This is a genomic window from Actinomadura chibensis NBRC 106107, assembly GCF_001552135.1.
Lineage (GTDB): Bacteria > Actinomycetota > Actinomycetes > Streptosporangiales > Streptosporangiaceae > Spirillospora > Spirillospora chibensis.
This window is the reverse complement of record NZ_BCQP01000020.1, coordinates 38300-49973: the sequence shown is the minus strand read 5'-3', so window position 1 is coordinate 49973 and position 11674 is coordinate 38300. Positions and strand designations below refer to the sequence as shown.

At 76.5% G+C, this 11674-nt stretch carries 6 protein-coding genes and 1 pseudogene; 6 read left to right on the top strand and 1 reads right to left on the bottom strand.

The features are described from left to right. The first annotated feature begins 100 nt into the window (after positions 1-100). From ACH01S_RS13300 to ACH01S_RS13280, 6 genes are all read left to right on the top strand, one after another. A complete protein-coding gene (locus tag ACH01S_RS13300; RefSeq protein ID WP_067890171.1) occupies positions 101-1357 on the top strand; it encodes a glycosyltransferase in 1257 nt (418 codons plus the stop codon). A gap of 129 nt (positions 1358-1486) precedes the next feature. After that, positions 1487-4450: a helix-turn-helix transcriptional regulator gene (locus ACH01S_RS13295; RefSeq protein WP_246236969.1), complete on the top strand. Its 2964-nt coding sequence runs from the start codon at positions 1487-1489 to the stop codon at positions 4448-4450. A gap of 242 nt (positions 4451-4692) precedes the next feature. Next, on the top strand, positions 4693-7299 hold the full coding sequence (gene lanKC / locus ACH01S_RS13290; RefSeq protein ID WP_067890170.1) for a class III lanthionine synthetase LanKC: 2607 nt from the start codon (positions 4693-4695) through the stop codon (positions 7297-7299). A 5-nt stretch (positions 7300-7304) separates the two neighbouring features. Then, positions 7305-7415, top strand: a complete 111-nt coding sequence (locus ACH01S_RS43460) for a SapB/AmfS family lanthipeptide (protein ID WP_131732834.1) — start codon at positions 7305-7307, stop codon at positions 7413-7415. 78 nt (positions 7416-7493) lie between these two features. Next, positions 7494-9173, top strand: a complete 1680-nt coding sequence (locus ACH01S_RS13285) for an ATP-binding cassette domain-containing protein (protein ID WP_067890165.1) — start codon at positions 7494-7496, stop codon at positions 9171-9173. Between the two features lie 24 nt (positions 9174-9197). Continuing rightward, positions 9198-11060, top strand: a complete 1863-nt coding sequence (locus ACH01S_RS13280; protein WP_067890164.1) for an ATP-binding cassette domain-containing protein — start codon at positions 9198-9200, stop codon at positions 11058-11060. Here the strand turns inward: ACH01S_RS13280 and ACH01S_RS42130 are convergent. Beyond that, positions 10992-11516, bottom strand: a pseudogene (locus tag ACH01S_RS42130) (response regulator); the annotation flags it as partial. The gene ACH01S_RS13280 and the pseudogene ACH01S_RS42130 sit on opposite strands and share 69 nt — an antisense overlap. Between the last annotated feature and the right edge of the window lie 158 nt (positions 11517-11674).

The following is an 11674-nucleotide window of genomic DNA, read 5'->3' as shown; positions in this document are numbered from 1 at the left end:
AGGTTTGACGGAAGGCGCCGCCGGATATGAAACTGGCCGAGCAGGTGTCTACGACGCAGATACCTCCGTGCTTCCCCTGTGTTGTCCCGGAGGATCCGTCATGCGCCGCTCGCTCAACATCGCACTCGTGTCCGCCTCCGACCTCGACGGCGAACACCTGCAGGCTGTCCACGTCCGGGATCTGGCCCGTTCGCTCACCCGTCCGCTCACCGCCGACGGGAAGCCGAACCAGGTGACCGTGTACTCCCGGCGGCAGTCCGCCGACGCCCGCTCCAGGGTCCGGCTCGCGCCCGGCGCGGCGCTGGTCAACCTGGACGCCGGCCCCGCCCGCCCCCTGTCCGACGACGAGCTGCTGGAGCACGTCCGCGACTTCGCGGACGGGCTGCGCCGCCGCTGGTCCGGGTCCGGGCGCCCCGACATCGTCCACGCGCACGGCTGGATCGGCGGACTCGCCGCCTGCGCCGTCGCCCGCGAGCTCGGCATCCCGTTCGCGCAGAGCTACCACGGCGTCGCCGTCGCCGAGCGGCGCGCCGGGCGCCGCGTCCACCCGCACCGCGACCGGCTGGAGAAGGCCATCGGCCGGGACGCCGACGTCGTCCTCGCCGGGCACGCCGAGGAGGCCGGGCAGCTCGTCCGGATGGGCGTGCCGCGGCCGAGCGTGGCCGTCGTCCCGTACGGCGTGGACGGCGAGCAGTTCGCCCAGGCCGGGCCGGCGATGCCGCGCGGCGACCGGCGCCGGCTCGTGCTCGTCTGCGACGACCTCGCGACCGGCGGCGTCGACACGGCGCTGCGCGCGCTCGTGCACGTCCCGAACGCCGAGCTGGCCGTCGCGGGCGGCCCGTCCCGCGAGGAGCTCGAAGCCGACCCGGTCGTGCACCGGCTGATCCTGCTCGCGAAGGAACTGCACGTCAACGACCGGGTGATCTTCCTCGGCCGGCTGCCGCGCAAGTCGCTGCCGAAGCTGCTGCGGACGGCGAGCCTCGCGCTCTGCCTCACCCCGCACCAGCCGTGCCCGGCGACCCCGCTGGAGGCCATGGCCTGCGGCGTGCCCGTCGTCGCGGCCGCCGCGGGCGGCAACACCGACGAGGTGCTCGACCACATCACCGGGCTGCACGTCCCGGCCGGGCGGCCGGTGGTGATCGGCCGCGCGATCCGGCACCTGCTCGCCGAGGAGACGACGCTGCACGGCTACTCGATCGCCGCCGCCGACCGGGCCCGCTCCCGGTACTCGCTGGAGCGGGTCGCCGCCGAGACGCTCCGCGCGTACGAGCGCGTCCTGCCCCGCGAGGAGCCGGAGCCGGCGGTCGAGGAGGAGGCCGAGGTCGAGCACGACCGCACCCCGGCGCTCGCCGGCTGAGCGGCCCGACACCGTCTCGCGGGCCCCGGATCCCTCCCCATCCCCGGATCCGGGGCCCGTGCACGTTCGATGTCCCCGGCATTTCCGCCCAGATGGGATACTTACGGAGATGACCGGAAGGGACTCCTGGTGCTGATCGGCAGGACGGCCGAGCTCGCGGAACTGACCGCCGCGCTGGACCGGGCCGCCGCGGGCGGCGCCGGGGCCGTGCTGGTCAGCGGGGACGCCGGGGTCGGCAAGAGCCACCTCGTGGGCGCGCTCTGCCGCGCCGCCCGCGCGCGCGGCGCCGCCGTCCTCCTCGGGCAGTGCGCCGAGCTGGGCGAGAGCATGCCGTACCTGCCGCTCGCGGACGCGCTCTGGACCGCCGCGCACGCGGGCGGGGCGGAGGCGGACGCCGTCCGGGCCGCGCTCGACGCCCGCCCGATCCTCGGCCGCCTCCTGCCCGACAGCGGCGGCGACCCGGGCGCGGTCGCCGAACTCGGCCAGCAGCAGCTGTTCGGCGCCGTGCTCGGCCTGCTCGGGGAGCTCGGACGGGAGCGGCCCGTCCTGCTCGTCCTGGAGGACCTGCACTGGGCCGACCGCTCGACCCGGCACCTGCTGACGTTCCTGTGCCGCGTCCTGCAGCGCGAGCGGGTCTGCCTCGTCGGCACCTACCGGTCGGACGACCTGCACCGGCGGCACCCGCTGCGGCCCGTCGTGGCGGAGCTGCTGCGGCTGCCGAACGTGACCGGCGTCGAGGTCAGCCCGTTCGGGCCCGGCGAGACCGCCGAGTACCTGGCGGAGCTGTCGCGCGGGTCCGCGCCCGTGACGGCGGACGTCGTCGAGCGGGTCCACGTCCGCTCGGAGGGCAACCCGTTCTACGCGGGCGAGCTGTACTCGGCCGGGCTCGACTCCCCCTCCCCCGCCGGGGACGGGCCGACGGAGCTGCCGTCCGGGCTCGCCGACCTGCTGCTGTCGCGCGTCGAGCGGCTGTCGGACGCCGGGCAGCGGGTGGTGCGGGTCGCGGCGGTCGCCGGGCGCCGCGTCGACGACGAGCTGGTCCGCCGCGTGTCCGGGCTGGACGAGGCCGCGGTCGGCGAGGCGCTGCGCGAGGTCGTGTCGCACCAGCTGCTCGTCCCGTCCGGGACGGGCTACACGTTCCGGCACGCGCTGCTGCGCGAGGCCGTCTACGCCGACCTGCTGCCCGGCGAGCGGACCCGGCTGCACGCCGACTTCGCCCGCCGCCTCGCCGACCTGCCCGCCGGGACGCGCGGCTCCGCCGCCGAGCTCGCGCACCACAGCCTCGCCGCGCACGACCTGCCCGCCGCGTTCGCCGCGTCCGTGCGGGCGGGCCGGGAGGCGGCGCGGCTCGGCGCGCCCGCGGAGGCGTTCGAGCACTACGAGCGGGCCCTGGAGCTGTGGGACGCCGTCCCCGGCGCGGCGGCGGCCGCGGGCACCGACCGGTTCCGGCTGTCGCTGACCGCCGCGCAGGAGTCGGCGCGGGCCGGGGAGCCGCGCCGCGCCGTGCACCGGCTGCGGCGGCTGATGGAGGCGGCCGACGCCGTCGTCCCCGCGGACCGGGCGCTCCGCTCGGCGATCCGCGAGCACCTCGCGTCCTACCTCGCCGAGATCGACGAGCTCAAGGCGGCGCGGGACACCGCGCGGGAGGCGGTGACGATGCTGGACGCCGATCCGCCCACCCCCGAGCGCGCCTGGGCCCTCGCCACCTACGCCCGGTCCCTGCTCTACCGCGACCCGGACGGGGAGCTGCCGGAGTTCGCGGAGCGGGCCGCCGCCGAGGCGCGCGCGGCGGGGGCGCCGGGCGCGGAGGCGGGCCTGCTCGTCACGCTCGGGCTGTACCGGGAGTCGCGGGAGGCCGACCCGGACGTGGCGGAGGTGTTCGCGCGGGCCCGCGACCTCGCCGACGCGGCCGGGGACAGCCCGCACGCGGCGATGCGCGCCCGGTTCCACCACGCCCGGACGAAGTTCGACCGGGGCGACCTCGCGGGCGCGGCCCGCTCCGCCGACGAGGGCGTGCGGTTCGCACTGGACAACGGGCTCGGCTGGAGCGCGTACGGCATCGTCATGCGGTGCCTGCGCTACCTGATCCACTACACGACCGGCGACTGGGCGGAGGCGGACCGGCTCGCCGACGAGTTCGCGGTGCAGGTCGTCCGGCCCTACGAGGCGCAGGTGTCGGCGTACGCGCTGTTCGTCGAGGTCGCCAAGGGCGAGCCCGCGGCGGACGAGCGGCTGCGCTGGATCGCGCCGCTGTGGCACGAGGACCTCCTCGTCACCTACATCGCGCGGGGCCTCGCCGCGGAGCAGGCCCTGTGGCGCGACGACCCGGAGAGGGCGATCGAGCACGTCGGGCGCATCGTCGCGGGGATGACCGGGCCGGACGTCGGCGTCGTCCGGATCGCCGCGACCGGGCTGTGGGCGCACGCCGAGCTCGCCGCCCGCGCCCGCGCGGCGGGCGACGCCGACGCGGCGCGGCGGGCGGCCGAGGCCGGGGACGAGCTGCTCCGGCTGGCGCGGCGGGCGGTCGCGTTCACCGAGGCGGGACTGCCGCGCGCCTGGGTCGGGCTCGAAGGGCAGGCGTGGCTGGCGCGGGCCGAGGCCGAGCGCCGCCGGGTCGACGGCGTCCTCGACGTCGACCTGTGGCGCGAGGCCACCGAGCGGTTCACCTACGGCGACCCGGACGGCGGCTTCGTGTACGAGGTGGCGCGGTCGCGGTGGCGGCTCGCCGAGGCGCTCGCCGAGCGCGGCGACCGGGACGCGGCCGCCGCCGAGTGGCGGCGCGCCCTGCGCGCCGCGACGCGGCTCGGCGCGGCGCCGCTGCTCGCCGCGCTGCGCGACCTCGGGACGCGGGCGCGGCTCGGGCCGGAACGCGCGCGCGAGCCCGCCGCCGGGTCCGGGCCGCTGGCGGCGCTGACCGGGCGCGAGCGCGAGGTGCTGAAGCTCGTCGCCGAGGGCCTCGGCAACCGGGAGATCGCGGCGAAGCTGTTCATCTCCCCGAAGACGGCGAGCGTCCACGTCTCCAACATCCTCGCGAAGCTGGACGTGACGAGCCGCACCCAGGCCGCGGCCGTCGCGCACCGTGCCGGACTCTGACCGATCTCACGGCGAGTCAACGGCGCACACATTCCTCTTCCGTGACCGGCGGCTCGGCCATGGGCCGCCGGCCGGGGCCGCCCGCGTCACGGAGCGTGCCCGGTGCGTGATCGGTGCACGGTGGTAGCCGTTAGATCTTCACGGGCCATTCGTTATTTCCGGGACTGGCCCATTTCGTCCTTTCCTGCGAATCTTTTCTGCGTGCGGCGCCGACAACGGCGCACACGGAAGGGAAAAGGACAGTGGACAAGGGGTACGAGCTTTACTGCCTCGCGGACAAGGTGTTCTACGACACACCTCCCCGCACTCGTCAAACCGACTTCGAAATCACGCGACGTGAGCTTCCGGAAGGCTGGGAGCAGATTTTCGGTGACGAGTGGGTGGTCTACGTTCCGGCGCAGAGCCGTACCCCCCTGCAGGGCTGGAAAGTGCACGTCGCGGGCTGTCCGGAAAACGCCGAAAAGGCGCTGGACGCGAGCTTCGACTACTGCGTCACCAACGGCATCGAGTTCAAGCACCTGCGCGGCCCCGGCACGCTCCGCACGCGGAACGCCAAGTACGCCCCGCGCGGGGCGAGCGGCAAGCTCGTCACCATCTACCCCGCCGACGAGGCCGAGCTGGAGCGCGTGCTCGCCGAGCTCGGCGCCCGCCTGGACGGCCTCCCCGGCCCCTACATCCTCAGTGACCTGCGGATCGGCCAGGGCCCGCTGCACGTGCGGTACGGCGGGTTCGCGGAGCGGCGATGTCTGGACGAGCAGGGCAGGCTCGTCGCGGCGCTGGCGAACGGCGACGGCGAACTGGTCCCCGACCGCCGCGAGCCGGTCTTCACCGTCCCCGAATGGGTCACCCTCCCGGACTGCCTCGAACCGCATTTCAAAGCGCGCGGGGCGACGACGACCACCGACCTTCCGTACCGCATCGAAAAGGCGCTCCACTTCTCCAACGGCGGCGGCGTCTACCAGGCGACCGACACGCGGACGGGCCGGAAGGTCGTCCTGAAAGAGGGCCGCCCCTACGCCGGGCTCGCCGCCGACGGAGCGGACGCGGTGAAGCGCATCGAACGCGAGCGCGACATCCTGAAGAAACTCGACGGAATCGACGGCGTCCCGGCCGCGCTCGACTGGTTCACGCTCGGCGAGCACAGTTTCCTCGTCCAGGAGTTCATCGAGGGGCGCACGCTCAACACGTTCTTCGCCGAGCGCCATCCGATGCTCGATCCGGACCCTGATCCCCAGAAGGCGGCCGACTACACCGAATGGGCGCTGCGGGTGTACGCGGGCGTCGAGCGGGTCGTCGCCGCCATCCACGAGCGCGGCGTCGTGTTCAACGACCTGCACATGTTCAACATCATGGTCCGCCCGGACGACACCGCCGCGCTGATCGACTTCGAGACGGCGGCGCCCGCGTCCGCCGGGGGCCGGCAGACGCTCGCCAACCCGGCGTTCCTCGCCCCGCCGGACCGGCGCGGCACGCAGGTCGACGAGTACAGCCTCGCGTGCCTGCGGCTCGCCCTGTTCGTCCCGCTGACCACGCTGTTCGTCATCGACCGCGGCAAGGCGCGGCAGCTCGCCGACCTCGTCGCCGCGAACTTCCCCGTCCCCCGCGAGTTCCTGGACGAGGCCGTCGAGGTCATCGCGCGGGGCGCCCCGGCGATGCCCGCGCCCGTGTTCGACCCGGACCCGCCCGGCTGGGCCCGCGCCCGGGACGAGCTGTCCCGCGCGATCCTCGCGAGCGCCACCCCCGACCGCGCCGACCGGCTGTTCCCCGGCGACGTCGAGCAGTTCAACGGCGCGTCCCTCGGGCTCGCGCACGGCGCCGCGGGCGTCCTGTACGCGCTCGACGTGACCGGCGCGGGCCGCTTCCCCGCGCACGAGGACTGGCTCGCCGCCCGCGCCGCCGACCCCCGGCGCGGCACCGGGATCGGCCTGTACGACGGCCTGATGGGCGCGGCGTACACGCTCGCCCGCCTCGGCCGCGGCGACGACGCGCTCACCGCCGCCGGGCACGTCCTGAACGAGCGGTGGGAGCGCCTCGGCGACGACCTGTACGGCGGGCTGCCCGGCATCGCCCTCGCCCTGGACGACCTCGCCGCCGTGACCGGGCGGACCGAGCTGCGCGAGGCGGCGGGCCGCGCCGCGACGATCGTCGCGAACCGCGCGGCGGACGGCCCGACCCCGCGTCCCGGCCTGATGCACGGCGGCGCCGGAGCGGCGCTGATGTTCGTCCGGCTTTACGAGCGGACCGGCAACGCCGTCCTGCTCGACCTCGCCGCCGCCGCGCTGCGCCGCGACCTCGCGGGCTGCGTCACCGACCACAACGGCGCGCTGCACGTCGACCAGGGCAGCCGGGTGCTGCCCTACCTGGCCCGCGGCAGCGTCGGGATCGGCCTCGTCCTCGACGAGTACCTCTGGCACCGCGCGGACGAGGAGTTCGAGCGGGCCCGCGAGAAGGTCAGGACGGCGGCGATGTCCCGGTACTACGCGCAGCCGAGCCTGTTCGGCGGGCGCGCCGGGATGCTCCTCTACCTCGCCCGGCACGACCGGGACGACCCGAGGGTGGCGGGCCACGTCCGCGACCTGGCGTGGCACGCGCTCCCGTACGGCGGCGGGCTCGGGATGCCGGGCGAGCACATGTACCGGCTCTCCATGGACCTCGCGACGGGCACGGCCGGGGTGCTGCTCGCGCTCGGCACGGCTCTGCGCGCCACGGCGCCGCACGAGCCGCCCCCCGGCCTGCCGTTCTTCCGGACGGCGTCGGAGGCCCCCGCGCGGGCGGAGCCCCGCGCGGACACCGGACTCCCCGTGGGAACCCCCACGGCGGCCACCTCTATCCAGCCCGAAAGGAGGTGACGAACATGGCGCTTCTCGACCTTCAGGGGATGGTGAGCGAGAACGGCGGCGGCGGCGGCAACAGCAGCCTGAGCCTGCTCTGCCACAGCTCCCACAGTGTCACGATCTGCCTGTGACGATCGTGCTAGCGGCCGTGGTCCCCACGCGGGGCCACGGCCGCCCCCTTTCGGAGACCCCATGAACCCCCTTCCCGCATGAACCTCGTTCCCGCCGTCTCCGGCGCCGACCGCCTCCTGCTGCGCGCCACGGCCCGCGCCCGCGGCTGGACCTCGCTCGTCGGCGCGGCCGCCCTCGCCGACGCGGGCGCGACCGTCCTGCTCCCGTACGCGGTGGCCCGCGCGATCGACGCGGCGCCGCCGGGCGGGGCCCCGGCCGCCGCCGCGGTGTGGCCGTGCGTCGCGCTCGTCGTCCTGTCCGCGACGGCGGAGGTGCTGACCGAGCTCGCGACCGGCTGCGCCGCCGCCCGCGCGACGGCCTGGCTGCGGCACGCGCTCGTCCGGCACCTGCTCGCGGTCGGCCCGGCGCTGCGCGTCCCGCCCGGCGACGTGGCCGGACGCGTCGTCGGCGGCGCCGCCGAGGCCGGGGTCGCGCCCGCCGCCGCGCCGCAGGCCGCGGCCGGGCTGCTGCCCGCCGCCGGGGCGCTCGCCGCGCTCTGCCTGCTCGACTGGCGGATCGCGGCGGCGATCGCGGTCGCGTTCCCGGCGGTCGCGCTGCTGCTGCGCGCGTTCGTCCGGGACATCGGCCAGACCGCGCACCGCTACCTCACCGTCCAGGGGACGATCGCGGGCCGCCTCGCCGAGGCGCTCGCCGGGTCCCGGACGATCGCCGCCGCCGGCACCGCCGACCGCGAGTGCGGGCGCGTCCTCGCGCCGCTGCCCGGGCTGCGCGCCGAGGGCGAGACGATGTGGCGGGTGCAGGGCGGCGTCGCGGCGCGCGGCCTGCTCGCCCTGCTGCTCCTCCAGATCGCGGCCGTCGCGGTCGCCGGGGTCGAGCTCGCGGCGGGCCGGATCACGACCGGCGAGCTGGTCGCGGCCGTCCAGTACGCGGGGCTCGCCGCCGGGTTCGGGCCGGTGCTGACGGAGCTGCTGCGGCTCGGCCGGGCCCGCGCGGGGGCGGCCCGCGCCGAGGAGGTCCTCGCCCTGCCCGTCCCGGCGCACGGCGCGGACGCCCTCCCGCCCGGCCCCGGCGAGCTGGAGTTCCGCGACGTCGCGTCCGGGACGGCGCTCGCCGGGCTGACCCTGACGGTCCCCGGCGGCGCGGCCGTGGCGGTCGCCGGGCGCTCCGGCGCGTCGGAGCTCGCCGCGCTCGCCGGGCGGCTCGCCGACCCGGACCGGGGTGAGGTTCTGCTGGACGGCGTCCCCCTCCCCCGCCTCACGCGGGAGGCGCTGCGCCGCGAGGTCGGCTACGCCTTCGCCCGGCCCGCGCTGTTCGGCGGCACGGTCCTGGACGCGCTCGCGTTCGGTCCGACCCGGCCGCCCGAGGGCTGGCTGCGGGAGGCGGCGCGCGCGGCGCGGGCCGACGACTTCGTCCGGCGGCTGCCGCGCGGGTACGCGACGCCGCTCGCGGACGCGCCGATGTCCGGCGGCGAACTCCAGCGGCTCGGCCTCGCCCGGGCGTTCGCGCACGTGGGCCGGGTGCTCGTGCTGGACGACGCGACGTCCAGCCTCGACACCGTCACCGAGCTGCAGATCACCGACGCGCTGCTGGAGCGGTTCGCCGACCGCACGCGGCTGATCGTGACGAACCGGGCGTCCACCGCCGCCCGCGCCGACCTCGTCGCGTGGCTGGAGGGCGGGCGGCTCCGCGCCCTCGCCCCCCACCGCGCGCTCTGGACCGACCCGGACTACCGCGCGCTCTTCGGAGGCACGGGATGAGAGGTGCGGGATGAGAGGTGCGGGATGAGGAGCAGGCGGGACGCCGCGCGGCTGCTGCGCCGCACGGCGGCCGACGCGGTCCGCGCCCGGCCGCGCGCCGTGGCGAGGGCCGCCGCGTGGTCGCTGGTCGAGGCCGTGCCGACCGCCCTGTTCGGACGGGCCGTCGCCGAGGCGACCGACGCGTTCCGCACCGGCCGCACGGCGGCGGCCGTCGGCTGGCTCGGCGTCCTGACGGTCGCGGCGGTCGCGGGCGCGTTCGGGAGCCGCCGCCTGTACCCGGCGCTCGCCGCGATCGTGGAGCCGTTCCGCGACGACCTCGTCCGGCGGGTGGTGCGCGGGGCGCTGTACCGGTCGACGCGCGGGCGTCCCGACACCGGCGCGGTCGCCCGGCTGACGCACCAGGTGGAGATCGTCCGGGACACGTTCGGCGGGCTGCTCGTCATCGCCCGCGGGTTCCTGTTCACCGCCGGGGCCGCGCTGCTCGGGCTGCTGACGCTGATGCCCGAGGTCGCCCTGCTGGTGGTGCCGCCGCTCGTGCTCGGGCTGCTGCTGTTCGGCGCGGTGTTCGGCGCGGCGGCCGTCCGGCAGCGGGACCTGGTCGTCGGCGAGGAGGACGTCGCGGCGCGGACGACCGCGCTCGCGTCCGGCCTGCGCGACGCGGTCGCCTGCGGCGGCGAGGACGCGCTGCGCGCCGAACTGGGCGCGGCGGTCGAGGCGCAGGCGGCGGCGGGCCGCGCGGTCGCCCGGTTCGCCGCGGTCCGCGCGCTGGCGCTCGCGGTCGGCGGCTGGACGCCGCTGCTGCTCGTCCTCGCGGCGGCGCCGTGGCTGCTGCGGCGCGGCGCGACGCCGGGGACGCTGATCGGCGCGCTCGCCTACGTCCTGCACGGGCTGCAGCCGGCGCTGCGGACGCTCGTGCACGGCATGGGCGGCAGCGGGCTGCGGCTCGCGGTGACGCTCGGCCGCATCCTGGAGACGAGCGCGCCGGACGAGCCCGTCCGCGCCGGGCCCGGCGGGTACGTCGAGGACGCCCCGGCGGTCGAGCTGCGCGGGGTGTCGTTCGCCTACGGCGCGGGCGCCCGGCCGGTGATCGAGGACCTCGACCTCGTCGTCCCGCGCGGCGACCACCTCGCCGTCGTCGGGCCGAGCGGGATCGGCAAGTCGACGCTCGCCGCGCTGATCGCGGGGCTCGCCGAGCCCGGCGCGGGCGAGGTGCGGGTGGAGGGGCGCCCGGCGGGCGACCCGGCGCGCCGCGTCCTCGTCCCGCAGGAGGCGTACGTCTTCGGCGGGACGCTGCACGCCAACCTGACCTACTACGCGCCGGACGCGTCGCCGGAGCGGGTGTCGCGGGCGGTGGCCGAGCTCGGGCTGACGGGGTTCGTCCGCGACCTCGGCGGGCTGGACGCCGAACTCGACCCGGCGGCGCTCACCGAGGCGGACCGGCAGCGGGTCGCGCTCTGCCGCGCCTACCTCGCGCCGCAGCCCGTCGTCATCCTGGACGAGGCGGCGCACCGGCTCGACGCCGCCGCCGAGGCGCGGGCCGAGGAGGCGTTCGCGCGCCGTCCCGGCACGCTGATCGTCATCGCGCACCGGATCAGCTCCGCCGCGCGGGCCCGCCGGGTGCTCGTGCTGGACGGGACGTCCGCCCATCTCGGACGGCACGCGGACCTGCCCGCCGTGTCCCCCCTCTACCGCGACCTCAGCGGCCGCTGGGCCGACGGCTCCGGCGACGGCTCCGGCTCAGAGCCATCCGGCGTCCTCGGCCATCCGGATGGCCTGGACCCGGTTCTGCGCGCCGATCTTCCGGTTGATGCGGGAGAGGTGGTTGCGGACGGTGCCGATCGTGAGGACGAGGTCCTCGGCGATCTGCGCCGCGGACGCTCCTCGTGAGGCGAGCGCGAGCACCTCCATCTCACGCTCGGTCAGCGGGCTCTCGCTGGATCCGAGCTCGGTGAACGCCATGTCCGGGTCGATGACGCGCGCCCCCTCCGCGGCCCGCCGGATCGCCTCGACCAGGTCGCCCGGCGAGGTGTCCTTCAGCACGAGGCCGGCCGCCCGCGCGGCCACGGCGCGGCGCAGGTCGCCGGCGCGGGTCCGGCCCGCCATCAGCACGGTCCGGCACTCCGGGACGGCCTCCCCCAGCGCGCACGTCGCGGCGAAGCCGTCCAGCCCGGGCAGGCCGACGTCGATCAGCGCGACGTCGGGCCGGTGCATGCGCGCCGCCCGCAGGACCTGCTCGCCCGAGCCGACGGCGCCGACGACGTCGAGGTCGGACACCCTCTCCAACAAGGCGACGAGCCCACCGCGGAGCAGGGGCGCCCGCTCGGCGAGGAGAATCCGAATCATCTTCGTCTCCTTGGCAATGCCATTCGGCGGCTCCGCCACGGCGGCGTGACCGGGCGGAGTAATTGCCGAACGCCATTCTGAAGATGAAAGTAAGGCGGTGTACCGGGCCGGTTGCCCCGGACTGCGCACCGAACGAAAATGATCACTCATAGAACCAC